Source organism: Streptantibioticus rubrisoli (assembly GCF_024436055.1).
Classification (GTDB): domain Bacteria; phylum Actinomycetota; class Actinomycetes; order Streptomycetales; family Streptomycetaceae; genus Streptantibioticus_A; species Streptantibioticus_A rubrisoli.
The window spans coordinates 11649-36991 of record NZ_JANFNH010000049.1 but is presented as its reverse complement, the minus strand read 5'-3'; the positions used below and the strand labels follow the sequence as shown (position 1 = coordinate 36991).

At 71.3% G+C, this 25343-nt stretch carries 20 protein-coding genes; 3 read left to right on the top strand and 17 right to left on the bottom strand.

Features of this window, described 5'->3' with window-relative positions:
- The first annotated feature begins 330 nt into the window (after positions 1 to 330).
- Both NON19_RS28300 and NON19_RS28295 read left to right on the top strand, forming a co-directional pair.
- Positions 331 to 2700, top strand: a complete 2370-nt coding sequence (locus tag NON19_RS28300; protein ID WP_255931965.1) for a type IV secretory system conjugative DNA transfer family protein — start codon at positions 331 to 333, stop codon at positions 2698 to 2700.
- On the top strand, positions 2701 to 3348 hold the full coding sequence (locus NON19_RS28295) for a hypothetical protein (RefSeq protein WP_255931964.1): 648 nt from the start codon (positions 2701 to 2703) through the stop codon (positions 3346 to 3348). It abuts the gene before it with no gap.
- 70 nt (positions 3349 to 3418) lie between these two features.
- On the opposite strand, the gene NON19_RS28290 is transcribed toward NON19_RS28295, so the two are convergent.
- The 8 genes from NON19_RS28290 to NON19_RS28255 all read right to left on the bottom strand — a co-directional run bounded on the left by NON19_RS28290 (position 3419) and on the right by NON19_RS28255 (position 13755).
- The gene (locus tag NON19_RS28290) at positions 3419 to 4522 is read right to left on the bottom strand and encodes a hypothetical protein (protein ID WP_255931963.1); all 1104 of its coding nucleotides are present in this window, start codon (positions 4520 to 4522) and stop codon (positions 3419 to 3421) included.
- Positions 4519 to 5196: a plasmid partition protein gene (locus tag NON19_RS28285; RefSeq protein ID WP_255931962.1), complete on the bottom strand. Its 678-nt coding sequence runs from the start codon at positions 5194 to 5196 to the stop codon at positions 4519 to 4521. The genes NON19_RS28290 and NON19_RS28285 overlap by 4 nt, the downstream gene beginning before the upstream one ends.
- Positions 5197 to 5325: 129 nt before the next feature.
- A complete protein-coding gene (locus tag NON19_RS28280) occupies positions 5326 to 5784 on the bottom strand; it encodes a hypothetical protein (protein WP_255931961.1) in 459 nt (152 codons plus the stop codon).
- A gap of 68 nt (positions 5785 to 5852) precedes the next feature.
- Entirely contained in the window at positions 5853 to 10715 is a 4863-nt protein-coding gene (gene mobF, locus NON19_RS28275; RefSeq protein WP_255931960.1) for a MobF family relaxase, read from the bottom strand.
- Between the two features lie 919 nt (positions 10716 to 11634).
- Positions 11635 to 12252 (bottom strand): HNH endonuclease, encoded by a 618-nt coding sequence (locus tag NON19_RS28270; protein WP_255931959.1) that lies wholly within the window; start codon positions 12250 to 12252, stop codon positions 11635 to 11637.
- Positions 12249 to 12821: a hypothetical protein gene (locus NON19_RS28265; RefSeq protein WP_255931958.1), complete on the bottom strand. Its 573-nt coding sequence runs from the start codon at positions 12819 to 12821 to the stop codon at positions 12249 to 12251. The genes NON19_RS28270 and NON19_RS28265 overlap by 4 nt, the downstream gene beginning before the upstream one ends.
- Positions 12821 to 13135, bottom strand: coding sequence for a hypothetical protein (locus tag NON19_RS28260; RefSeq protein ID WP_255931957.1), 315 nt, complete (start codon positions 13133 to 13135; stop codon positions 12821 to 12823). Before NON19_RS28260 ends, NON19_RS28265 begins: the two co-directional genes overlap by 1 nt.
- Positions 13132 to 13755: a hypothetical protein gene (locus tag NON19_RS28255; RefSeq protein WP_255931956.1), complete on the bottom strand. Its 624-nt coding sequence runs from the start codon at positions 13753 to 13755 to the stop codon at positions 13132 to 13134. The genes NON19_RS28260 and NON19_RS28255 overlap by 4 nt, the downstream gene beginning before the upstream one ends.
- A 235-nt stretch (positions 13756 to 13990) precedes the next feature.
- On the opposite strand from NON19_RS28255, the gene NON19_RS28250 reads away from it, so the two are divergent.
- The gene (locus tag NON19_RS28250) at positions 13991 to 14710 is read left to right on the top strand and encodes a hypothetical protein (RefSeq protein WP_255931955.1); all 720 of its coding nucleotides are present in this window, start codon (positions 13991 to 13993) and stop codon (positions 14708 to 14710) included.
- 74 nt (positions 14711 to 14784) lie between these two features.
- On the opposite strand, the gene NON19_RS28245 is transcribed toward NON19_RS28250, so the two are convergent.
- The 9 genes from NON19_RS28245 to NON19_RS28205 all read right to left on the bottom strand — a co-directional run bounded on the left by NON19_RS28245 (position 14785) and on the right by NON19_RS28205 (position 25268).
- The gene (locus NON19_RS28245) at positions 14785 to 15528 is read right to left on the bottom strand and encodes a nuclease-related domain-containing protein (protein WP_255931954.1); all 744 of its coding nucleotides are present in this window, start codon (positions 15526 to 15528) and stop codon (positions 14785 to 14787) included.
- Between the two features lie 71 nt (positions 15529 to 15599).
- Entirely contained in the window at positions 15600 to 16526 is a 927-nt protein-coding gene (locus NON19_RS28240) for a hypothetical protein (RefSeq protein WP_255931953.1), read from the bottom strand.
- Entirely contained in the window at positions 16523 to 16906 is a 384-nt protein-coding gene (locus NON19_RS28235) for a hypothetical protein (RefSeq protein ID WP_255931952.1), read from the bottom strand. The genes NON19_RS28240 and NON19_RS28235 overlap by 4 nt, the downstream gene beginning before the upstream one ends.
- 3 nt (positions 16907 to 16909) lie before the next feature.
- Positions 16910 to 18040, bottom strand: coding sequence for a hypothetical protein (locus tag NON19_RS28230; protein WP_255931951.1), 1131 nt, complete (start codon positions 18038 to 18040; stop codon positions 16910 to 16912).
- A gap of 95 nt (positions 18041 to 18135) precedes the next feature.
- Positions 18136 to 19326 carry a DUF6884 domain-containing protein gene (locus NON19_RS28225; RefSeq protein WP_255931950.1) on the bottom strand — a complete coding sequence of 397 codons (1191 nt, stop codon included), beginning with the start codon at positions 19324 to 19326 and terminating at the stop codon, positions 18136 to 18138.
- A 1202-nt stretch (positions 19327 to 20528) separates the two neighbouring features.
- Entirely contained in the window at positions 20529 to 21266 is a 738-nt protein-coding gene (locus NON19_RS28220) for a DUF8842 C-terminal domain-containing protein (protein WP_255931949.1), read from the bottom strand.
- Positions 21259 to 21618, bottom strand: coding sequence for a hypothetical protein (locus tag NON19_RS28215; RefSeq protein ID WP_255931948.1), 360 nt, complete (start codon positions 21616 to 21618; stop codon positions 21259 to 21261). Before NON19_RS28215 ends, NON19_RS28220 begins: the two co-directional genes overlap by 8 nt.
- Before the next feature lie 80 nt (positions 21619 to 21698).
- Entirely contained in the window at positions 21699 to 22907 is a 1209-nt protein-coding gene (locus tag NON19_RS28210; RefSeq protein WP_255931947.1) for a hypothetical protein, read from the bottom strand.
- A 192-nt stretch (positions 22908 to 23099) separates the two neighbouring features.
- A complete protein-coding gene (locus NON19_RS28205) occupies positions 23100 to 25268 on the bottom strand; it encodes a zinc finger domain-containing protein (RefSeq protein WP_255931946.1) in 2169 nt (722 codons plus the stop codon).
- Between the last annotated feature and the right edge of the window lie 75 nt (positions 25269 to 25343).

The window sequence follows — 25343 nt, the reverse complement described above, 5'->3', positions numbered from 1 at the left end:
CAGTCGCAGGCCCGGAAATCCGCGGACTTTGTCCACAGGCCGGAGCCCAGAGCATGGCCGTGCATCCCGCGAGGGGTGGCTCCGGTACCGGGGCTGATGGCGCTCGCGTGCTGGGCACGCACGCGCCGGAGGTGTCCGGTCTGGCGGGCAATCTGCCCATGCCATCCCGCCTGACGGGAGCCTGCGCAACCGCGCGCAGCAGGTCAACAACGATGGGCAGCAACAAACATGCGGCGCTTGTCAGTGCAACGACGTATACCAACAGGAGTGGCCCCGGTGCTTTCTGAGCTTGGCGGCTACAGCACCGGGGCCCCGACGAAGGGAACCTTCGTGAACGACAACAGTAAGGGCAGCGAGACGAACCCGACGACAGCAGACCACCTCTTCGACGACGCCGCGGTGCTGACGACCAGCGCCCGGCAGGAGGTCAACGACAACGCGCTGGCCACCCCGACGCCTGGTGGCGCGCGGTGGGTGTGGGACCCGGCCGTGACCTCCGCCCCGCTGTCGCGTATCGAGCGCCAGTTGCTCGGGCGGCCGACGGCCCGGTACGCCGCGCTCGGCGCGGTGCCCGCCACGTTCCTGGCGGCCGATCAGACCGGCCTCAACACCCCCAGCTTCGGCAAGGTGCTGGGCAGCATCGCCCACATCGCTGGCCACCTCTTCGCCCAGCAGCCGCTCCTGGTGTCGGCGATCGTGGTCGCCGGTCTCGGCGCGGGCTACTTGAAGCTCAAGGAAGACACTCTCCTCGGTGGCATCGGCATTGGCGGCCGGGAGACTGACGGCTTCGCTACGGCGCGCAAGATCCGCAAGCGCGTCAGCCGACGGGCCGTGGTCAAGCAGCGCGGGACCCTGCGGCCCTCGCTCGCTGACGTGCCCGCCCGGCAGGTGGACACCAGCGAGGTGGCGGTGCGGCTCGGCAAGGACCGTAAGACCCATATCGACGTCTGGTCGCCGATCGAGGACAGCACGGCGGTCATCGCGCCCATGGGCGCGGGCAAGACCGGCCTGATCGGCAACTTCGTGGTGGACGCCCCGGGTTCGGTGCTGGCCACCAGCACAAAGGTCGACATCGTCCGCCTGACCGCGCCGCTGCGTGCTCGGCTGGGCGGGCGCATCTGGACCTTCAACCCGCAGGATCTGGGCGACGGAAAGTTCAGCTCGACGTTGCTGTGGGACCCGGTCATCGGCTGCCGCGACCCGAAGGTGGCCCTGCGCCGGGCCAAGTACCTGCTCGATGGCTCGGACATCACTAGCGGGCTGGAGAACAGGGACTTCTGGAACTCCCAGTCGTTCAAGGTCCTGAAAAGCTTCCTGTGGGCGGCCGACATGAAGGGGCTGACGCTGCTGGACGTGGCGCGCTGGGCTAAGAAGCCGCTGGAGACGCCCGCCACCGCCATCTTCGAGGAGTTCGCGGACGTCGCGCCGCTGGGCTGGGCGGACGACCTGCAGCAGACCCAGGCGCCCGCTCAGAAGGACAGCCGCTCGAAGACCACCACCTTGGACAACGTCTTCTTGACGCTGTCGACCACGTTCGAGTGCCTGTCCCTGCCGGAGATCGCACAGTCGATCGTGGACGCGCACCGCGAGGACGTCCCCCAGTTCGATGTCGAGTCGTTCATCACGTCGGGCAGCGACACCGTGTACATCCTCGGCGAGGACACCGGTACCGGCGGCATCGGCCCGCTGTTCACGACACTGACCGGTGAGATCTACGAAGCAGCCCGCCGGCGTGCCCCCGCGCAGCCGGGGGAGCGCAACGACCCGCCACTGACGATCGTGTTGGACGAAGCGGCGCTGATCTGCCCGGTGCCGCTGGAGCGGTGGACCGCCGACAGCCGCGGCCTGGGCATCACCGTGCACTGCGCGTTCCAGTCCCGGGGCCAGATCCGCGACCGGTGGGGCCGCAACGGTGCGGACACCATCTGGGACAACTGCACCGCTCTGATCCTCGGCGGCCTGAAGAACGACGACCACCTGGAATCGCTCTCCAAGCTGACCGGGCAGAAGCGGGTGCGGGAGGAGACCGGCAGCAAGGGCCCCGGCCCGAACGGGACGACGGCCACCACCTCGTGGCGCATGGTGAAGGAACCGACAATGTCGGTCAGCGACATCATGGGCCTGGAGCCGGGCCAGGTCCTGGTGATCCGCCGTCACATCGGCGTGCTGGTCGCCAAGTACGAAATGGTGTGGGCCCGCAAGGACATCAAGCAGCTGGACAAGGCGGACAAGAAGGCAGCCCGCGCCGCGCTCAAGGCCCGCAAGCGCAAGACGGTTGCGGCGCCGAACCCGGCGGACCTGTGGGACGCCCCGCCCGCCATGCCGCAGGCCAGCCCGTGGGGTCCCGCTTCGGCGGCCCCGGCGGCGACTGCCTGGGAGCAGGCCCCGGCCGCGTTCGAGGAGCCGTGGGCGCCCCCGGCCCCGGCCGCATCCCACAGCCCGTGGACCGTTGACCCGGCGGCCAGCGGCTGGGCAGCCAGTGGCGGCTTCCCTGGCCCGCGCGACCACTTGAGGGTCGTGCCCGGTGAGGTCGTCGACCTGCAGCCGCAGCCCGCACCGGTCCCGGAGAAGCCCGCGTTCGAGCCGACCGTCCACCTGGAGAAGATCCCGCAGCCGCCCGCCCCAGTCGAGGAGAAGCAGGACGACGACGTGCAGGACGCCATCCCGCCGCGCCGCACCCGGAACCTGGGGGCGTTCTAAATGGCGATCTCCCCGGAGAAGATGCTCACCGCGCTGGCCGGCGACGTGGCCGACGTCCGGCGCCGTGTCGAGGCCCTGGAGGAGCAGGACCTGGTCCAGGGCATTGAAGGCATCAAGATCACGCTGGGCGACATCATCGAGGCTGTCGAGCAGCTGCAGGCCCAGCAAGAAGAGGAGGAACCCAGCGGGCCGGGCAGCGCGCCGGACTGGACCAAGGTCAACCAGGAAGAGGCCCGGGAGCTGTGGCACTGGCTGACGCTGTGGTGCCGGGACGTCCTGCGCCCGATGTACGCCGAGTCGATCTGGCGGCCCTGCTGGTACGAGCACCCGCAACTGCGGGTCCAGCTCACCTGGCTGTGCGCGTACTGGCACTGGTCGTACGAGAAAAAGACCGTGCCCCCGACCCGCGCGGCTGAGTGGCACGTGCGGTGGTGGCCCGCCGTCAAGTCCTTCATGGTCGAGGAGTTCCGCGACTGCGGCTATGAACGGCCGGACGCCGTCATGCTCCACCCGATCCCGCCACCTAGGCCGGACGGCACTGTGACCCTGGTCGAGACGGACTTCGAGGACGGCGGCCTGCACTCCTACATCGAGGCGCACGTCGCCCGGCGCCCACCCGCGGAGAAGAAGAAACCCAAAGACAGCTGATCCACGCTGATCGACACAATGGGCAGTCACCCAAATTTGGGTGACTGCCCATCTGCGTATCCGGCTTCCTCTACCGGTCCTTGAGGATGGCCGCGGCGGCGTCGGCGATTGACCGGGCACTCTCCTCGATGGCGCGGACGGTATCTCTACGGGCGCCCTCCAGCACACCGCTGGCCACCAGCTCCTCGCGCAACCCGTCCAGGACGCTCCAGGCGTGCACAGCCCGGTCCTCCAGCTCCCCGCCAGCTTCCGGCTCGCCGGGCTTCCCCTCGCCGGTGCCGGGGGCGGCACTGGCCGGGGCTTCCTCGGCCTCCGGCTGCTCGGAGGCGGAGTCACCCAAATTTGGGTGACTCTCTTCCTCGGCCGGGGGCTGGCTCTCCCGCTCCCGCTGCTCGGCGGCACCCGGTTCAGCGAGCGGAGTCTTCTCGACGGCGCGCGGCTTGGGCACCTCCTTGGCCTTCTGGGTGCGCTCCTCCCGCGCCGCCATCCAGTTCTCGGCGGTCAGCGCAGGCTTCTCCTCCGGCCGCTCTATGGCCTGGGCCTTCTGCACCCAGGTCTCCAGATCGGCCGCGGTGACCCTCTTCTTGTTCTCTGCGGCCCAGGTGCGCAGCGTCGCGTAGTCGCGTGCGGTCTCCTCCAGGCCGTAGCCCTCGACCACTGGCAGCAGCGCCTGGACGTGGGAGGCCGGCGTCGCCAGCGGCTTCGTCCACTGCTGGGCGATAGCCCGCATCAGCGGCCACTGCTGAATCGAACGGTTGACCTCGGACTCGGATTCGCCGAGCACCTCATCGCAATACTCCGGCCATGTCCGGGTGCCGTCCGGACCTCGGTAGGTCTTCCGGCTGCGGACTGCGTGCGCGGCCTTCCACTTAAGCCAGTCGGCCTGGTTGGCGTTGATGTAGGCGGCTTCGCAGCGCGCGAGTTCGTCGACCTCCTGGTCGGTCAGCGGGCCCTGTGCGTCGAGTTCTTCGGGCTCGGGGATCAGGTCCGGGGTGAACGGCTGGGGCCGGTACGCCCCGGTGCCGGAAGCCGGGGGCTCGGGCTCGACCGGGTCCGCCTCGCCGCGCGGCGCTGGCGCGCCCGCTGTGGCGGCCTGCTGGCCTTCAGTCTCCCGTCCCCCACGCTTGGCGTCGCGCTGGCGGGCCCGCTCCTGCATCTGCTGCCGGTAGCTCACTTGGCTTCCTGCTCCTTCTGCTTCGTCACGGGAAGCAGACCCCTCATCTTCATCTCGGTCACCAGCGCCCCGAACGCGGTCTTCCTGGCATCCAGGATGGGAAAGCCCAGGGACTGCCCGAACAACTCACTGCGCGGGATGACCGTGGTGAAGACGTCATAGCCCTCCTTGGCCATCTCCTCCCGGTAGTAGCCCGTAGAAGACGCGTTGGCCACGGTGCGGTTCAGCAGCACCCAGGTGGTCGGCATCCTCTTCGTGGCACGAAGCGGGGCGCTTCGCTTGAGGATGTCCATGAAGGGAGTGGCGTCCGGGGGCTCGACGATCCGCTCCCAGTCCGCGCCGGTCGGAGACATATGCAGAATCACCAGATCGGCGACGCGCAGCACTGAGTCCGTGATGTGCGGGTGGTTCTCGGCGTGCCCGCAGTCCACCATCCCGATCGACTTCCCCGTCGGTGGCACGACCTCCTTGTGGAACTGCGCGCTGGCCGCAAGATGCACCGGGAACTGGAAGTCGCCCTTCTCCTCCTTGCCCCAGTTGTAGAACTGCTTGGAGTGATCGGCGTCAAACCCCTCGACCTCGTACTGCTCCTCGTCCTCCGCCAGGGCGTGGGCCAACCACGCCGTGTCTGTGGTCTTGGCCATGGTCCTGGGGGAAACGTTCGCGATGAGCATGGCGCTGAGCCTATGACCCCTGCTGAGATCAACACACCCGCCCCGCATAGCGCACCCCCGACATGACGCGCGGCCTGCACCGGATGGAGGGCAGGCCGCGGGCGGCACGAAAAACGGGAGTACTGACGCTCATTCCCTGATGGGACGTTTGGTGTCAGCCCGCCCCTGGATCCACCGGAGGGTCTCCCGTACGCCGGCGGCGTAGTCCTCGTGCAGGTCGGCGAACTGGCCGCGGCCCCAGATCGCGTCATCGGCGCGGGCAGTCTCCCGCCCGATGGCCTGCTCGGTGCGCGGGAAATCGTCAACCTCGTTGGAAATCGGGGAGGTGTTGCGCTGGCCGAGCAGCCACCGCGCGGTCGCGGTGATCCCTTCGACAGCCACATCGTCGTCCGAGCAGAACATCGCCACCCGGGGGCTGGCCGCTGCAGCATCGGCGGCCAACTGCCCGACCTCGGCGGCGCTTCGTACCCCGATGGTCAGCGCCGTGGGCGGCTGTGCCGGGGGCGGGGGAACGGCCGGTGTGGGCTGGGCTCCGGTCGGTTGAGTCGACGGGTTGCCGGCGGGCTGGTTCCACCTTGTCTCGGCCATACCTGCACGGTAGCGGGCGGGTGCGACACGGGACAGGAAGAACCGGCGGGCAGGAACCCGCCGGTTCCTCACATCTCGATCTCAGGCTCCGGCGCAGGCTCGGGGACAGGCTCCGGCTCAGGAGCAGGCGGTGCCGGGCTGCTGGCCGCGGGCTCGACGTCGTGCTCGGCGGCGGCGAGGTCGTGGCCGATGCGCGCGTACTCCGCCTCGTATGCGGTGTCACGGCGCTCGCGGTCGGCGTCCTCGGCATGCTCCGGCTCCCGCTGGGCTGCCTGCTCGCGTTCCCGGGCACGCTCGGCGAGGATCTCCTGAGCCCGGCGGGCCTGCTCCATGGCCTGCTCCAACTCGTACGGGTCCTGCGCGGCCGGGGTGGTGGCAGTCGAGTCCGGCGCGTCCGGCTCCTCGATCTGCGGCTCGGGGGTCCGGCGCTCCAGCTCGATCCGCGCGTACTCGGATTCCTCGCGGGCCTGCTGGGTCTCGGCGTACCACTGCTCGCGCGTCTCGTGGATCTCGTGCAGCTGCTCGGCCCGCTCCCGCATCGTCTCCGCGATGTCCCGCGAGGTCTCGGCGCGGCCCTCGATCTCCTTCTGCCGCTCGCTGGGGTCGATCTCGGCCTGCAGCGTGTGGGCCTGCTGCATCGCCATCACCTGGTTGAGGTGCTCTTGTTCATAGGTGTAGCCGTGCGCGGTCTGCGCGTTGTAAACAGCGTCGGTCACCCGTTCCTCGTGCTCGGCGGCCTCCTGTTCGGCCATCTCCTTGGCGCGCAGCTCCAGCTGCACGGCCTGGTCGCCGTAGTCGCGGTGGGCCAGCGACGCCTTCTCCAGATCGTCGGCCACGTACTGCGGAGCCCACTCCTCCTCGCGCTCGTACCGCTCGATGGACTGCCGCAGACTCTCGTCGGACGCGCGGGTGATGTCGGCCTGTTGCTCGGGCACGCCCAGCGCCCGCCGCGCTCGTTCCCAGTCGGCGCGGGCCTCGACGGCACCCTGCGGCGGGGCCTGCCCGATGGCGTCATGCTCATTGTCGTAACCGTGCGCCTCCCGGTACCGCTCGATGCGGCCGGCGCACCTTTCCCACTCGGCGCGCTGGGTCGGGTCCTCGGGCACCGGACCCAGCCGATCCATCGCCCATTCCGGCTGCTGCTCGGCCACCCGCTGTCCCAGCCGCTCGACACGCTGGTCCATCTCGTGGGCCCACTCGCCCATAAACCGGCCCAGGTCGCCGTCGATCTCCGGGGTGCGGGCGGTGTACGAGTCCAGCGCCTCCATCCGCGCCTCGCGCTCGTCGGCCTGCCGCTGGCGTACCTCGACGTCCTGCCCGGCGTGCGCCACTGGCAGGTACTGCATCGCCATCGCCTGCTGCAGCGCCTCCTCCTGGTGCGGGTGGACCGGCGGGGCGGTGTGCGCCTCGGCCACAGCTTCGGCGACTTCCTGGTCCTGGTCCTCCGTGGTCATCGCCTGGCCCAGATCGACCAGTTGCATGGCCATCGCGTGCTGTGCGGCCTCCGGCTGGTCCGGCTGCAGCGGCGCGGTGTACGCGGCGGTGAGCACGGTCTCGACGCGCTCGGTCTGCTCGGCAACGGCGGCGCGCTGCTCGGATTCCTCGGCGAGCACGATGTCCCGTTCGGCGAGGTTGTAGGCGCGTTCCAACCGCCAGTACAGAACGCTGCTGTGGCTGTCGGCGGAGTCCAGCTCGCGGGAGGTGGCGGTGCGCCGCAGCAGGTCCTCGGCGTCGTGGCCCTGCTCCTCCACGTGCCGGGCCAGCCGCATCAAGCTGGCGTACGCCTCCTCGCTGCTGAGCCGCTCGTACTCCTCCGGGCCGAGCGCGTCCAGCAGGGTGCTGCCGAATCGGGCCTCGGCCTGCTGGTCCTTCACTCCTGACCACACCGGCTCCATGACCGCCAGGTGCTCGCGGCGCTCCAGCTCGTCACGGACGGACTGGGTGGCGGTCTGCTCCAGCTCGGTGCGCTGCAGCGCCTGGTCGAGGGAGGCGAGGTGGTGCGGCGCCTCCTCCGGCTTGATCCCGTCGCCAGGCTTGCCGTGCGTGATCACGTAGGCGTAGTTCCCGCCCTCGCCGCGGGTGAGCGCCACGTAGAGCGACTCGCGGGTGGTCTGCTCGTCGACCAGGCTGTGGCACACGCCAACCGTGCGGCCCTGCGCGCCATGCACCGTGCTGCAGTAGGCCAGCTCCACGTTCGTCTTCACGTAGGCGGCGGGCAGGTACATCCGGCCGCCGTCCTCCAGCTGCACCATCAGGGAGCCGTCGTCGCCGATCCCGGTCACCTTGGCCGTGAGCCGGTTGACCGCGAACCTGTCGTTCTCGCCGGTGATGTTGCGGTCGTTCTTCCGCAGCTGGATGAGGTCGCCGCGACCGGCCCTGGTCTCGACCTGGTAGCGGTCCCCGGTGCGCAGCACGACGCCGTCCTCCTCGACCAGCCCGGCGCGGACCAGGTCGGCGCGGGCCCGCATCGACAGATCGGCGGCCTGCTCGTTGGTGCTCGCGATCAGCAGCGGGTTGCGGCCCGCAAGGTGGTCGGCGATCCATCCCTGGTACGCGCGCTCGGTCATGGCCTCGGCAGAGCCGCCGCGCAGACGGCCGTGCGCCTGGTAGGCAGCCAGCGCTTCGGAGTCGCCCTGGCGCAGCTGCAGGGAGGCGTCGGCCTCCCACTGCCGCACGGTCTTGTTGCCCCACGCGTCGGTGTCCCGGAACCGGCGGACTTCTTCGAGGGTGTGCACGCCGGGGAGATCCTCGGCGAGTTGGGCGAACATCCCGCCCGCGCCGACGGCCGAGAGCTGGCCGTGGTCACCACTCATGATCATCTTGGCGCCGCTGGCCTCGACCAGGTCCGCAACCCGCTTCATGTCCGGGGTGTTGGTCATGCCGGCTTCGTCGACAATGACCAGCTGACCGGGCCTGATCCGGTACAGCTCGGCGTCGTCGACCTCCCTGCCGGCTGCCATCGCCGCGTTGGCCTTCAGCAGCTTGCTGATGTTGGCAACGTTCGAGATCCCTTCCTCGGCCAGCACGTCTGCGGCGCGTTGGCCGCTGGCCAGGCCCAGCACCTGGCCGTTGTTGTGCTGCTCCCACACCTCACACAGCGCGGCCAGGGTGTAGCTCTTGCCCGCACCAGCGGGGCCGATGAGCAGGTCGACCTGGCGGCCGGAGGTCGCGGCCTGGCGCACGAACTCGGCCTGCTTGCCGGTGAGTCCGCGGCGCTCGATGACGTCCTCGACCAACTGCCGGGGAACAGCCGGTGCACCGGACAGCCCGGCGAACTCCCGCAGCCGCTCCTCCACGCGCAGGTGGTCCTCAGTGGCGTAACGGTTGGTGGTGTTCTGTGCCGGTTCGTAGATGAAGCTGCCGTCCTTGCGCTGCAGCTCGGCGGGAATCTCCACGATGTGCGGCGCGGTGGTGCGCACCACGCCGTTGTCAGTTGTCGGGTTCAGGGCTTCGTCGGCAAGGGTGTTGAGCAGGTCGCGGACCTGGTGCCGGTCCAGCCCGCCCAGCGTGTCGGGCAGCTGCCGGTTCAGTTCCACGATCAGGTCGGGCCGGGTCCAGGTCGCCTTCTGCTCCTGGACGGCAGCGATGGCCCGCCGCTGGATGCGGGCCGGGTCGAACTCCCCGGCTGGCCGGTACCGCTCGTGCAGCGCGGACTCCAAGGCGACCTGCTCGGGCACGTCCGCCAGCGACTCGCGCAGTCGGCTCTTGCTCGATGCCTCCCACCGGTCCAGCAGCCTCTCGCGGGAGAGAGCATCGTGCTTCTTGGCCTGGCGCTGGTCGAGGGTCACGTCCTCCGACATACGGGCCAACACGTACGGGGTCGGTGCCACGCCGTGGCGCTCCTCGTACGCCTTCGCCAGCTCCGCGACCGTCTCCTTGATGGCCGTCCGACGGCTGGAGAACTCGTCGCGCAACTCGGGGCTGATACCGACGATCTCGCGGGCCTTGCCGTCCGGGCGCATCTGCACCCGTACACCCAGCGTCCGCTCCAGCTCCTGCTCGGCCACGCGCTCCGCGAGGTGGCCGGCGGCCTGCTTATGCCGGAACAGTCCCTGCCCGTCCAGCGCCCGCCACACGACGCGTTCCTGACCGGTCACCGGGTCGATGTCCACGGTCTTGACCTTGTTGAGCACCGCGACGTGGACGTGCAGCTGCGGGTCGTCGTTGCGGCTCGTGTGCTGGGCGAATGCTGCGGCGGTGAACTCGGGAGCCTCGACAAACCGGCCGGAGGTACGCCCGCCGACCTTCGCGCCGTGGTGCCCGGCGCGGGAGTAGCCCGCCTCCTCCTGCATGTGCTCGATCCCGGCCTGCACGCCGGTCTTCCAGCAATCCCACACCTGCTCGGCCTGCTTGGCGAACTTCTCCGCCGCCTCCACATCGCCCGCCTCGCGAGCCTGCGCCGCCTTCACCTGCAAGCTGGCGTGGTACACCGACCACGACTTCGGTGCGCTGAACGTGAGGTCGTAGTACAGCGTCGCGCTCGGGGCTTCCTTGCGCACGCTCAGCTCGATGCTCTTGATCTGCTCCGGGGTCAGGTCGCCAGCGGCCCGCTCCTGGGCCTTCTCGACCGCAGCAGCGAACCGCTTCTCAAACGCCTTCTCGTAGGTCTTCGGGGCGGTGCCCAGCCGGGCTTCCTTGCGGATCTTCGCCTCGGCCTGCTTGTACTCCTCCGACTCCGGGTCAGCAGTGATCTCGGCCAGCTTGGCGTACATCTCGTCGCGCTTCCGCGGGTCGATGAAGTCCGTGTACAGGTCGGTCATCACGTCGTTGCTGACCTCACCCGACAGCCCCAGCTCGGCCGCGCCGTCGCCGGTCCAGTAGCCGGGCGGCTCGCCTGCCTCGTCGATCGACCGCAGGTAGTAGTGCTCCCGGCCCTGACCAACTTCCTTGGTCAGGTAGCCAGGATCGCTACCTGTAGAGATCGAAAGCACGTCACACAAGGTAGCGAACTTTCAAGATCAACAGTAGCCATCGGATCGTGATGCATAGGTGTGGAGGATTGTTGTAGTAGGCATGAGGATTGACGGGCTGTGAGGTACCTGGGTGAGTCGGGGGCTGCTCGGGTGGCTGCGGCCTGGGACTGTAGAGGGTCAGAATGTCCCATTTGAGTCTGCCTCGTGAGGGGCCATCAAGGGAAAGTCGGGCTACTGCGCTTGGGGCGGATGGGTGGCGCGGCGCGCTCGGTTGCCCGATATGCGCCGGTCGGCGGTCGGCGGCCTGCACCGCCGCGGGCGGCGCGCTGCGAGAGCGGCCACCGGGGTTCCGTCGCCCCGATCGGGAGGCGGTTGTGGCCACCGCCCGCAGGGGTGCGCTACGGTCGGCACCGACGACATAGGCCCCCGCCCGGACTCCGGTGCGGGGGTCGACTGTTACCAAGGGGCGGTGAGGACGCCCGCGCACCGCCCCCGCCGACCGGCCGGCGCGCTCGCGCGGCGGCCGGTGCTTCCCCACCAGCCCGCTCGATGCAGCCACGGTGCGTTACCGTGCGCGGCCTCGTCACCAACCCGCGCGCTCGCCGGGTGGTGACGTTCACCGGCCCGATGGCTGTGGTGAAGCACCGGCGGCGCGAACGTCACCACGGCGTGGTGACGCAGAAGGTTCACCACCGACGTTGGTGAAGTGGTGAAGCAACGCCGTGGTGAAGTCGGCGGCGGGCTGGTGAAGCTCACCACCTGGCGAGCGTCACCAACGGCGCTGCTTCACCAATCGAGCAGCGCGCCGCTTCACCAGGTCGTGGTGAAGCGGCGGCGGTGAAGTGCTGCCGCGAGTCGCACGCGATCTTCCCCGGTGAGGTTCACCAACGCGTCCGGCCCCGGACCGAGGGTCCGGGGCCGGCGGGTGAGCAGACGGTCAGAACAGGCTGTCCTGGTGGGCGCTGCTGGGGTTGCCCGCGGCGAGCGCCGCGGCGATGGCCGCGTCGAGGTGCTCGGGGCCGGGGGCGGCGGCGATGGCGGCCTGGACTGCCCGCGCCCGCCCGATCGGGCCGCGCACGTCGGCCAGCGCATGACCGGCAAGTCGCCGTCTAGCTGCGGCGTCGCGGTTGTTGTCACCTCGCGTGCCCAGGATCCAGTGCGCCGGGTTCTGGCACGGCGGTTCGTCGCAGGTGTGCCGGCAGACCTGCCCGGCCGGGATCGAGTCGGCGCCGTGAGCAAGCCGGTAACCGAACAAATGGGCGGGCACGACGCGGCTCGTGCCGGTGGTGTGGGACCCGGCGCGGAACGTCCCGTGCGCGGTGGGGATGAGCCCGCCGGTCCACCACCAGCACTCGTCCGGGCCGCGCCGCAGTACGTGGCTCCAGTAGCGGGCGACGGTCTCACCATCGGCCAGCAGCCGTCCCCAGTCGACTGGTGAAGTCGGCGCGGCGCCGTCGGCCTCGCCGACTTCACCACCGAACAGGGGGACGTCACCAGCGGGCTGGTGAAGCTCGGACTGGTGACGGCGCGGCTCCGCCGGGTTGGTGATGCTCACCGCTTCACCAACTGAGCCGGTCCGGGTCGGGTCGCGGTGGGGATGCTGTCGGGCCCGGCGTACACGAGCCGGGCCTGCGGCCACGGCTCCTCCTTCACCACTTCGCCGTCACCGTACGTGAGCTTCACCATGGTGTCCCCACGGTCCGGGTCGTACTCGGCGCTGGTGCAGAACCGCCACCCCGGGTCGCCGTAGATCCACACCCACGCGCCGGTGAGCACCGCGGCGAGGTCCTTCACGCGGACCTCGTACACCTGCGCCTCCCACCCGGCGGGCGCCGGGCCCAGCTCGGCCGGCTCCTCCTCGTCCTGGTCGTCCTCGTCGTCGGGGCCCTCTTGGGGGGCGTACTCGGCGGTTGCCTCCTCGTCGAGAGTGCCGTCGCCGTAGTAGAGGAGAACGGCCCCCGCCTCGTCGACCTCGCTGTACGGCGGGAGGTCGACGTCGTCGTCCGGGTCGCCGGTGCCGTAGGTACGCCGCCCGCACGCCGGGCAGTGCCACATCTCCTCGCCCTCGGCCTCGATCGGCTCCGTCGCGGTCGAGCAGTGCGGGCACGGCGGTGTGACGGACATCACGGGCGACTCCCGTCGTCGGCGGGCGGCTCGTCGGCGCCGCGTACCCGCCCGGTGCCCCGGCAGTGCCCGCACTGGTCGTTCCCGCCCGGGTGCGCGTTGCGGCAGGTCGCGCCCTCGTCCATGACCAGGGAGGTCAGCCACGCGGCTTGGCCGGGCTGCAACTTGATGTCGATGGGCTCACCCCGGCCCGGCTCGTCGAGGTCGGTGACGGTGAGAACGACGCTCACCGCGTCGTCGGTGGGGTAGTCGTCGACCAGCTGCTGGAGCGCGGCGGCGAGCAGGGCACCGGGCGGCAGGTGCGGGTTCGTCATGCGTGCGTCTCCTTCACGGCGTGCTGTTGCAGGAAGGCGCCAGCGTGGGCGGCGGCCTCCTCCTTGGTGTCGTACGTGACGTCGTCTCCGGCGTCGCCGGGGGTGCCGTCGGCGCCGTGACCGATCCACCACCAGCCGCCCTCGTCGACGTGAAAGGCGACGCGGGCTTCGCCACCGAACGCGCGGATCTCGACGGGCTCCTTGTTCGCGGTCTCGTTGGCGGCGCTCACCGCGCCGAGCCAGCGCTTGCGGGCAGCCTGGCGGCTGATGCCCCAGGCAGCCCCCAGCTGCGGGTAGTTCGCGCCAGCGGCCCCGGCGCTACGGGCGGAGGTGTCGGCCAGCTGCTCGATGACGTCGCGGCCCTCGCGCAGGGCCCGCAGCACCGACAGGTGCCAGTCGGGGGTCATCAGCGCGTGCTCGCGAACGAACTGGGTGGGCGTCTGGCCCGTGGCGGTCAGCTCCTGCTCGCGCGTGGAGATCTGGGCGGCCAGCTCGGCGACCGCGTCGAGCAGGCGGTCGCGCAGGTCGGCGCTCTGGTCGTCGGTCGGATCGGTGAATGCCGGGTCTCGGGGACGCATGAAGTGCTCCCAGAAGCCCGGCGGTTCCTCTACTCGCTCCATGCGACAACTGTAGTTGACGTGAACTCGGATTGTCAGGGGAACTCAGATTGTCAGCACGGCCAGTTCCGGCTCCGTACCGGACTGCTGGCGAGTCACCCAAATTTGGGTGACCGGCACCCCGTAGGGCTTGTTATTAGCCCGCTGTCCGGTCTGCGGCGGTGCCGCTGTACGCGCTCGCGGGCGGGCAGATATGACATGAGGTCACACGCATGGCAGGGCAAGGGTGGTGGTGGGGGTGAGCGAGGTGTGGCCGCTGCGCCGGTCTCCGGTGGGGACACGACGCGCCTGGCGACGACGTGAGGACCTGCGGCTGCGCATGGCCGGGCAGTACGGCCCGGAGTGGTGGGAGGTCGCCCCCGCGGTCGCCGTGGTCCTCGTCTCGATCGGGCTGCCCGTGTGCGTGCTGGTCTGGCTGTGGTCGCGGGTCGGCTGGTGGGCGGCGCTACTGGCCGCCACAGCGCTGGGCTACGGCGTGCGGGCCCTGGTACTGCGCCGCAGTCAAGCGGCTGCCCGCAAGAAACGGGCGGCGGTGCGCTTCACGCTCGCCGACATCGACGCGGCCGACGACCGGCGATTCCGCAACATCGTCGGCCGGCTCCTGGTCCGCGACGGCTGGACGGCCAAGGGGGTACGGGTCAACGACGCGGGAGCGGTGCACCTGGTCGGCGAACGCGCCGCCCGGCGCATGGGCTGCGCGTTCGAGCGCGGGGCCGACGATGCCGGACACGGCGGGGCGGCGGTGCTGCGGCCGGTGAGCGCGGCGCCGGATGATCCGCCGGAACGCGAGGGCGGGCCTGCGCCGTTACTGCTGATCGTCTGCTCCGGCACGTTCCCTCGGGAGCGGGTTGTCTGGGCGGCGAGGAACAGCGTGCGCCTGGTCGACCGTGTCCTGCTGCAGCGGTGGGCGGCGGGCGAGGACTTGTGGGACCTGCTCGACCTCGGCCACGCGGACTGACCGCGGCCTGGTCGAGCGCGTCGAATGAGCAAGGGCCCGGCGGATGCCGGGCCCTTTGCTGTGCGGACGGTGGGTCAGCGGGCGGGCGGCAGCGTCCGCTCGGCCAGCTGCTGCACGGCGGTGATGCGGTCGGCGTCCCAACCGGGCTGCGGCGGCAGACTCTGGATCAGACCGCGCAGTCGCCTGGCCTCGACGACGGTCACCCCGTGCAGTTCTAAGCGGCCTCGTGGGGCCGGGACCTTGGCGCCGTGGACGGCGATGATCGGCCGAACCGGCACGCTCAGGGCGCGGGCTGCCTGCTCGGCCTCCCACACCACGGTCTGCAGCTCGCGGGTCTTGTCGTAGCGGCCGTAGCGCAGCAGACCGCCGGTGACCGTGACGCGGGCGGTCTTCGAGCGCCAGTTCTTGGTGTCGATGTAGAACACGCCCGCCGGGCCCGCGACCAGATGATCTAAGTTTGCCCGGCTCGACGGTACGGCCCGGTCGTGCAGCACGATGTAGCCGCGGCGGGACAGCGGGGCGAGCAGGTGGGCGGTGCGCACTTCGCCGGCCGCGCCGGTCGCCCAGGAGTTCGCGCTGCGCCGGTAGACCCGGCGCAGCCCGTAGGCGACGACGCCCAGGCCGACGACGACTCCGGCGGGCCACAGCGTGGTGGCCACGGCTGCGGCGTAGCCGAGGACGGCGGCGGCTGCGGCGGTGACGGGTAAGACGGTCTTGGCGCGGCGGTGCTGTTCGGTGCGCTCGGCGGTCCGCATGACGTCGGCGATCCGCTGGGCGCTGGCTCCGGCTCCGGCTCGGCGGCCTGGTGTGGTGGTCATGGTGAACTCCCCCTCCTGGTATGGCTGTTACGGCCTGTGGTGGGACCGTAGCGCCGTGCACTGACACGGCATCAGTGCGAGGTCGTCTCCTGAGCGGGCGGGTTGAAGGTGCCCATCCAGTCGCCACCGGACCAGTTCCACCCGGTGACATTGCGTTCGTCGGGTTGGTAGGGCTGGCTGAGGTCGCGGCCAGGCCGGTCCGGATAGGACTCGTAGCGCAGCCAGGTGTGGGGGAACTCGGTGGCGTCGCCGAGCAGGGCGACGGCCTGGCCGTAGGTGTCGGCGTCGATGGGGCCGTCCACCATGAGGGCGGAGACGATGACCTCGGCGCCGATCGTGCCGTCGTCGAGCCGGTCCATCTCCACGCTGGCGTCAAGGGCCGGGGAGTAGCCCGCCTGCTGCAGGACGACGAAGGCGGACCTGATCGTCGGCCACAGGACGGTCTCCCACGGGTTAATGATGGTCAGCCCGTCGTCGCCGTACTCCCGTTCGAGACGCGGCCAGTCCACCGGGTCCCAGATCCGCCCCATGGTCAGGCTGGGCATCTCGTCGTCGAGCAGGTGACCGTCCAGCTCGGTGCGCATCCACTCACGTACCGGGGTGCGGTCGCCGAAGCGGTAGCGGCGGGGGCGGTCGCCGACGACGACCCTGCCTTCCATCACACGGTCGTACAGGTCCCGGTCTTCATCGGGCCACTGTGCCCAGTAGGTCTCCTCGCGGGCCTGCTCCTCCTCGCCCTGGCGGCGGGCGTCGACCATGCAGGGCTCGCAGCCCTCCAGGTGGCGGACATCGGACGTCCCGACGCTGGAGGGGCCGAAACGGGGATGGAATTCGACGCCGACCAGGTCTCCCTCGACCCACACAACGGTTTCGCGGACCGAGTCGGGCGGCATGTGGACGGTGTCGCCGGATTTGAAGTGGCCGGGCTGCTCCCACGCGGGGCCGGTGTCGGCGGCGGCCGGGGCGGTGCGGTGGCGGAAGGGAAGGCGGAACTTCACTGCTGCGGCTCCTCGTAGGCGTCGGTGACGACCGCGCCGAAGGTGGCGTGGCCGCGGAACTCCAGCCGGTGCCGCAGCATGGTGGCGGCCTCGGCCCGGGTGATCTGCAGGTTGAAGTCGGAGCGGGCGCGGTCTAGGACGTCGGCGACGTTGACGCGCAGGGGCGGCTCGGCGGCCGGGGCGGCGGCCAGCTCGGCGAGGCTGGCGCGGACGGCCGTGCTGATGGCCTGGTCGGCGGCGTTGACCAACTGGCGGTGGCGGTGCTCAGCGGCGGTGCGCCGGGCGCGCTCGGCGCGGTGGTGGCGTATGCGGCGGCAAGTCGCCAGCACCGCAGCGAGCAGGGCCGCGCAGATTGCGGCGGCGAGTAAGGCGGCGGGCACGGGCTACTTCCTCCGGCCTTGGTCTTGCAGCTGCTGGCGGGCGTCGCGGGCCTCGTCTTGGGCGGCCCGCTTCTCGGTGAGGGCGGTGTCCAGCTCGGTACGCACCTGGTCGAGCCGGGTCTCCAGCTCGGTGGCACGCTCGCGGTAGCCCTTGGCGTCCTCGCGGATCCGCTCCAGGGCGTCGCGCAGCTCGCCGACCAGCTTGTCGGCGGCGTCGACCTGGGCCGCAGCCTCGACCTTGGCCTTGTTGGCTGCCTCCTCGGCGTTCTGGGCCCGCTTGTCGGCTGCGGCCTGCGCCTGGGCGGCCTCCGTCTTTGCCTGCTCGGCGGCGGCCTCGGCCTGGGTGACGGTCTTCTCCATCGCCTCGACCTTGCGCCGGGCTTCCACCTCGGCCTTCCCGGCTGCCTCCTGGGCCTCCCGGACGCGCTTGTCCGCCTCGGCCTGGGCGGCGGTGGCCTTCTGCTCGGCTTCGGCCTGGGCCTGCTCGATGGCTGCCTCGGCGTCCGTGCGGGTTTGCCGGGCCTCGGCCTGGGCCGCAGTGATCTGTTCGTCGGCTTCCGTGTGGATGCGCTCGGTCTCCGCCTCGAACTTGGCCTTGGCCTCCTCCAGTTCTGTGATGGCCTGGTCCGCGGCCTCTTCGGCGGCTTCCTTCGCCTCCTCGGCAGCCGCGGCCAGCCGCTCGGCTGTCTCCCGCCGGCCGCGCTCGGCGGTCGCTGCCTCGCGGAACTCGGCGACCCGGGCGTCCGCGCGGGCCTCGGCTGCGGCGACCTGGGCCTCGGCGGCATCCGGGTCCGTGACGGTCTTCAGCAGCTCCAGGTACCGCGCCAGCTCCAGCTGCAGCTGTTCGACCTTCTCCAGCACCGTGCCCTGGACGATTCCGGCGGTCCGGGCTGCGTCGCTCACGATCTGGTCGCTGGCCTGCTCCTTCACGGGTGCGGGCGCGGTGTCGCCGGTCTTCTTCTGCTGCTTGGCCCGGTACGCGCTCATCGGGGTGTGGTCTGGGTTGGCGCAGTACTTCGGCGCGGGGCCGGTCACCGTGGGGTCCTTGGGGACCGGCCGCTCGGTGCACCCCGGGAACCGGCACTGGGGCGCCTTCTCTGCCTCGACGGTCTGCTCGGTCGGCTGCTCGCTCATCTGGAAGAACTCCTACGGGGCGGTGCGGTCGGTACGGCACGCTGCGGTCGACAGCGTGCCGTATCCGGGGACGGGTGCGTGTGCCGGACGACGGCTCACGCGGCGGTGGTGTACTGGTCGGCGCTCTCCCGCATGGCGGTCAGCCTGCCGCGCTGCCGACCGATGCCCAGGTGGGCCAGCGGGGTGCGGGCGTGCGGCCAGACCGCGGCGGCGCGCTGGGTGTACTTCTCAGGGGTGAGCAGCACGACCTCGGCGTCGGTCAGCCCCAGCTCGGCGGCCTGGGCGCGCAGTTCCTCCACGGTGACGCTGCCGACGTCTTCCCATGTGTGGTCGTACGGCTCGATGACCTGGTCCAACGGCAGGAAACCGTGCAGCGCACTGAGCACCAGGACGGTGCCGCCGCGGGCGGTGAGGGCGTCGGCGGTCCGGCGGGCGTGCGTGTGCAGCCTGCCGACGTACAGCTTCCCGGCCGGGGCCGCGTGGTCCAACTTCGGGCCGGAGCAGGGGATGACGACGACCGGCCCGGCCGCGGCGGGGGAGGTGCCGTCGAACAGGGCCAGCTGCTCGCCGTGCGCGGCGGCGACCGGCCAGCGCGCGGCCGGGGCCTCGATCCGCTCGGCGGCGTCGAGCAGCTGCAGGGCGGCGGCTGGGTCGTAGGCGTCGCGGATCTCGACCCACCCGTACTCGCCGAGAACTCCGGCGAGGGTCTCGGCCTGCTCCCACAGGGGCAGAGCGGGGTCGACCTCGGGCACGACGACGTCCTGCGGCCCGGCCAGGACCTCGACAATCCGGCGGAAGGCGACGGCACGGAAGTAAGCGGCGGCGGCCCGGCGCCCAGCTGTGCCCAGGGCCTCGAAGTAGTCGGCGTGCTGGGGCCGGCGGGCGCACTCGCCGTACATGCGGGCGGCCCAGCTGGCCAGCTGCTCGGCGTGGTCCAGGACGCGGGGGAGTGCGGCGGCGTAGCGGGCCACTTCCTCGGCGGGGCCGGTGACCCGCAGCGCTCGCCCGGCTCGGTCGAGCCTGCGGACCTCAACGCCGAAGCGGACGCCGACGGTGTGGGCGGCCTCGGCGCGCTGCGGACCGCGGCCGGTGGCGTAGGGGAAGTCCAGGCGGACCGCGGCGCGGCCGTGCGCACGCAGCTGCAGCCGCTCGATGTCGACGTAGCGCTCGCATCGAGCGGCGTAGCGGGCGGCGCGCTCCGGTCCCCAGCCGGTGTCCTGGAGCGGCCGGCGGGCGGTGGTGCCGTCGCTGCGCCGGAGGTGCTGGCTCTCGTCCCGCAGTCCCATCCTGTGCCCCCTTCGTGGTGAGTTGTTCAGGATTCCAGTCTAATGCATTGCATTGCATTTCGTCAATGCATTTCATTACAGAGTGATGCAATGAAACGCAATGTTTTAGGGGTGTCGGCATGATCGCGGCCGTACGATCGCCGGTCGTGGCGACCGCTTGGGGTGTCACGTCCTCGCCCCGGGCGCTGCGGGCGGGGCTCTTGGTGGCACGGGCCTTGGGCGGTGGGTCCTCGACGGGCCGGGCCGACCACTGACGACACGCTCCTCGGCCACAGCGAGACCCGGGCCGACGCGGAGCGACCTCACCGGCCGGTCACCACTGCGCGGCAGCAGCTGCTCCCCGTCGGCCACGGCCGGGCGGTGCGGTCTCCTCGCGCGCCCGTCATGCGCGACGGCGGGAGTACGGCGGGCGGCCCCGCTCCGGCCGGGCAGGCGGCGATCGGTCCGCCACCGACCCCCCTCCCTCCGCCGCTGGCCGTCTTTTCCAGCCCGAAGCACCTGCAGCCGCGCACGCTGCGGGCCACGGAGGATTACGGACCCTGGGCGGCCCTCCCCGGGGCCCGCGCCATGCCTCGGGCCGGAGCGGGGTGCTCCCTCGTCGGTCGGGCGCGCGCAGCGCTGCCGCAGGGTTCCCGGGAGCGGAGGGGATCGCGCTCGCGCGACCGCTTGCGGCGCCGGCGGCGTCCTCGCAGTGGACGGGGTTCCTGTGGCACCCTCCGGGGCCCGGTCGTCGAGGGAGCGCGCCGCGACCCAACCTTGACCCCAGCTCCCCACCGGGCCGCGGCCGACGGCGTTCTCTCCGCCCCCTCGGAGCGAGGGCCTGCCGGAGGCGTTCTCTGTGACCCGGGCCCGTGCCGGGCGGCCGTCGCCGGGCCGGTGCGGGGGTGCTGACCTGGGCCGGTTTCATAAATCCGACCGCGGCTGAGGCGCCCGGCGTTCGTTGGCGGTGGCCCGCGGCGGCTGCTGCCAGTCACCCAAATTTGGGTGACTGGCGGTCCTGCCGCGCGGCGGCGAGCAAGTTGGCGCGGAAGGGGAGCGTGCCTCGTGGGGCACCGGACCGGGGGGGCGGACCCGGTGCCGCGGGGCTGCTTCGCGCGCGGGCGAGTCGGGCGGTCTCAAAAGTCCCAAAACCCCGGCGGACAGCAGCACAGTGCGCCGGGACCGGGGTGGTCTCGGCGCACTGGCGGCGGGGCGGGAAGCGGCTATGCCTGGGCGGGCCCGGGGGTGCCGACGGCGATGCGGGCGCCGACCAGCTGCCCGGCCTGGGCGGCGGTGCGCAGTGCCCTGGCGGTGGCCTTGGCGTCGTGGGCGCGGGGGTGGAGTCCACCGGCGTTGCCGACGTAGAGCACGGCCCAGCCGTAGCGGGCGGCCTGGGTGAGCCAGCCGTCGGGGAGGTCTACGGCCCCGGTGTAGAACTGCCCGCCGTCGGGGTCGAGGACCAGCAGCCCGTCCTCGCCGGCCGGGCCGTGACCGAGCAGCAGCACGCCGACCCACTCGGCGACCTGCGGCGGGGCCTGGCGTAGCCGGTTGACCAGGTGGAAGCCCTGGCCCAGTAGGTGGCTGGCGACCACGTTGGTCAGCTCGCCGGGGCCGTCGTTGACGATGTACGCCTTGCCGACGGTCTCGGCGACCAGGACCGGCAGGTCGGCGCCGCCGTGGTCGAGGACGGCGGCGGTCATCGTCATGTCGTAGCCGTCGGCGGGCGTGGCCGGGGCGAAGTCGGGGCCCATCTGGATGACCTCGGAGGGGCCGCATCCGGCGTGGACGTAGACGACGTGGGTGAAGGACCCGTTCGTGCGCACCACCATGTGCACCGTGCCGTCCAGCGGCCGGCTGCAGGCGACGCACCGGCCGTCGGCCAGGGACACCTCGGCGGCGCGGGCGAGGCCCTCGGGACCGAGCAGCGCGCGGACCTCCTCGCTCATCTGCAGCTCAACCACGGGCGTGCTCCTGGTCGTGCTCGTCGAGGACGGCGGCGGCGTGCTCCTGGCGGGCGTAGCCGCGGGCGTCGGTGTCCCATCGGGTGTCGGCGGCCGGCACGGGGCCGCGGCCGGTGGCGTGGGCGCGGTCGTGCTCCAGCAGGCGGCGGGCGGTGTCCTCGGCGTCCTGCTCGCTGGTCGCCGGGTCCTCGACCTCGGCGAGGGCGGGCACGGCGCGGTCGGCGAGGGCGGCGCGGTGCACCAGGTACGCGCGCTCGCGTCGGCGGTCGCCGGGGCGGACGGTCAGCTCCTCGTCCAGGCGCTGGACGGCGGCGGTCGCGCGCAGCAGGGCGAAGGGGTCGGTGGTGCTCATCGGGTCCTTTCGGAAGGGGAGTTGGCGGCGGCCGGAGCCAGCTCGAATGGCTCCGGCCGCGGCGGTGGGCAGGTGGTGCCTCATGCCAGCTCGGGGTCGTCGGCCTGCCCGGAGCCGTCCTCGGTCTTCTTGCTGAGCTTGTGCACGGCCTGCCGTGACACGCGGGCCCGCCCGGCGATGTCGGAGTCGCTGTAGCCCCACGAGATCGCCCGGTTGACCAGTTGCAGGCGCTCGGTGCGGTACTTCTCCAGCCGGGTGCACTCGGCGCCGACCACGGCGAGGCGGTCCCAGTCCTGCTCGCGCAGCCGGGCCCGGTGGCTGTAGGCGGCCTCGCGGGTGCCGAACAGGCGCAGCCCCGCCTGCGCGGCGCGCAGTTCCTCGCGCTCGATCCAGGCGTCCAGGTCCGCGTCGGTGGACTCCGAGGTGATGCCGCTGCCGTTGAGGCTGCCGTGCGCGGCGTCCCAGTCGGCGAAGTCGCGCGGCTCCCGGGGGTCTCCGTCCAGCAGCACGGTCCGGTACCAGGAACGCACGCCGGTCACCTGCAGGTGCACGCCGGTGCCGTCGCGGTGCGGGGTGCCGAACACCTTCTTCACCTCCTCGTGCCAGTGCTCGTTCGCGCCGATGTACCGGGTCTGCACCTCGCACTCGTGCGCCAGCTTGTCCAGGGACAGCCGCAGCATCTCGGGCCGGTAGACCTGGGGGAAGTGCGCGACGACCTCGGCGAAGTCGACCAGGTCAGCGTCGACCTCGGGCAGGGCGGCCTCACGGTGACGGGAGGTCAGGCGGCACAGCTGGCGGCCGGCGCGGGCGGAGGCGGCGGACCAGTCCAGCTCGCCCCCGGCCTCGAAGAAGCCGTCCAGCAGCTCTTGGGCGTACGGCGCGACCAGCTCCAGCAGGGCGTTGGCGGCCTCGACGTCGAGGTAGGGGTGCCCGGTGAAGCCGGAGTCGACGGTCCAGTTCAGCAGTTCGGGGACCGGCTCGAACCACATGTGCGGACCCGCCCCGGGCAGGAACAGCTTGCCCGGGTGCCAGCGCTTCCAGGTCTCCCGGGGGACGTCGTTGATGGCCTTCCACTGGGGGTTCCAGGGCTCCCGGTGCTCGGTGCTCTCGTGGAAGGACAGCTCGCCGGTGCGGGTGTTGAGCAGGACGTTCTGGTAGGCGCCGGGCGCGTGGGCACCGGCGACGGGCTCCGACGGGATCACCTCCGTGACGGGTGTGACGGTGACCCTCGGCGCCCGGTAGGTGGCCACCTCGATCTGCGGGACGGACACGGCCTCGTTGCTGCTCATCCAGTTCTCCTCGTCGCTGAGTGCGGTCTGACGTCAACAGGTTGACGGTGTCTCAAGTCAGCGTCAACCAGTTGACAGAGATTGGCTGGAACCCAACCAGGGCCAATAACAAGCCCTGCGGTGGGGGGTCACCCGAAGATCGGAAAGAGCGCGGCAGCAGCCGGAAGAGGTCACGGCCTGCCTGCCGTGACGTCAGGCGGTGGCGATACGGCGCTCGATGCGGGCCCTGGCGGCGGCGTGGTCGCCTCGGCCGTCGGCTCCGCGGGGGTAGCGGCGGCGGGGCTGGCGAGGGAGCGTGGTGAGCACCAGGGCGGCTTGCTCGTCGTGGGTCTGGACCCCGGTGCGGATGCCGGCCTTGGGGGCGCGCATCCACGCCTCCTCCTGCCGCCACCAGCGGTACAGCTCGATCTCGACGGCGTACCAGCGAGCGCGGGTGGCCAAGCGCCCGTGGGTGCCCAGGGCCTTCGCCGCGGCGACCAGCGAGCCGGGCCTGGGGCGGTAGTGCGGGGTGCTGGAGCGTTCGGCGGCGAGGGTGCCGCGGGCAGCGTGCTGGTCGGCTCCTCGGCGGCGCAGGACGCTGCCCGTGCCCGTACGGCAGCGCTCGCCGGGCGCGACCTGGCAGGTGGGGCACTCGTGGTGGACGGTCATCACTGCCCGGGTGGCGACCATCAGGTCCCGCATGCGGGCGAGGTGCTTGGTGACGGTACGCGGAGCGTACCCGGACTTTTCGCACATCTCGGAGAGGCTCAGCGGGCGTTCAGCGTGCTCGACCAGCAACTGGTAGACCCTGCCCGCGTGGTGGCCGAGCCCCCCGGCATGGCTCTGGTTAGGTCGCCCGTAGGCGAAAACGTCGGACTGACCTGCAGCAAGACGCCGTTGAAGCCGGGAGATCCAGGTCCCTCGGCTTTCCCCTGCGGGGGGCGGGTTTCCTTGTGTCCCACCTTGGGCAGCGAGGTTGAATCCAGGGTGCGAAGCGGTGACGGGGAGCAGTTCGTGGGTGGCGGCCGGGCCGTCGGAGGTGCGGGCGGCGAGCCAGCCGTCGAGGCTGAGACGGTGCTGGGCGCGGTGCATGGCGGAGCTGCTGCTGCCGACGGCGAGGGCGGCGCGGCGGACGTCGAGGTCGAGCACCGTGGTGCCGGAGCGCAGCGCGAGCAGGCAGCGCAGATCCAGCGCGGCGCGGTCGGCGGGGCCCGACTTCTTCGCCCAGCGCTTGGGGCACGCGTCGGCGGCGGCCTGTACCTGCTCGACCAGGGCGACGACGTCGCCGATGGTCTCGGTCCAGGCCAGGGATTCCTCGGTGAGCGGCAGGGTGGCCGCGTACGCCACACAGCGCGCCCACTGGCGCTCCAGCTTCTCCGTGACGTCGTCAGCGTCCAGGACCACACGCAGCGTGCCGTTCCCGGGGCTCGTGCACAGGTGCAGCAGCCCGCCCTCGCGGTACGCCCGCTCCCGGAGCAGGCGTTCGACCATCGGAAACGTCCAACGGCGCAGCGCCAGCTTGGTCAGCACCGAGCCGCAGACCTCACTGACGCGGTCCTCGGGCGGTCGACGGGTGAGCTGGGCCAGCGTCTCGCGGTCCAGCACGGTGTTGGGAGTCCCGGCCAGACGCGGCCCCAGCTCGTCATCGATGATCTCGGTGAATTGGTCCTTGCCGATGATGCGTGGGCGGATCTCCACCCGGGCCGGGACGGCGTCGATGATGAGCAGCAGGCGAGTGAACGCCTCGGAGCTGTTGCCGCACGTGGCGGGAGTGAGCAAGGCAGCAGCCGTGCGCGAGTCCTGCGGGAACATCAGCTGGCTGCGGCCACCGTTGCGGTGCGGGGCACCGATGGGGCGGGCCGCGCCCTTGCGGTTCTTGAGCAGGCCGTAGTCGAGGGTCGGCAGGCGCTTGGCGGCGGCCACAGCGATCGAGGCGACCAGGACGGAGTCCAGCAGCGTCTCCGCGGCGACCCACACGTGCCGTCCGCCGGCGGACCCGGAGGCGGCCACCACATAGGTGATACCGGCCTCCTCCAGCCAGCGCAGCAAGGTCGCCAGATCAGGGCCCACGTCGCCGCGCTTGTCGTCCAAGTCGAAGCACAGCCAGCGGTAGCGGCCCCAGCAAGACGACAGGTAGACGGCGTACGGGCGCGTGGGAGCGGTCCGCGGCAGGGACCGCTCCACGTACTTGTGCAGCCATTTGCCATCGGTAGAACGGGTGTCGACCCGGAGGGAAAGGCGCGGGGACAGCCGCAGAAACAGCTCCTGCAGGTCGACGCGCGCGGCATCGAAAACAGGGAGAACACCGGTACGGGGGTGGGGGATTCGGGCAGATGACGGGCTGTGCACGCCCGCGTCCGATGACACACCGGCGGCAGGCATGGGCTGACCGACATCGCAGCTGTCCGCTACGATGGGGGCACTCCTTATGGGGTCACATAAACCAACAGGGCGGCC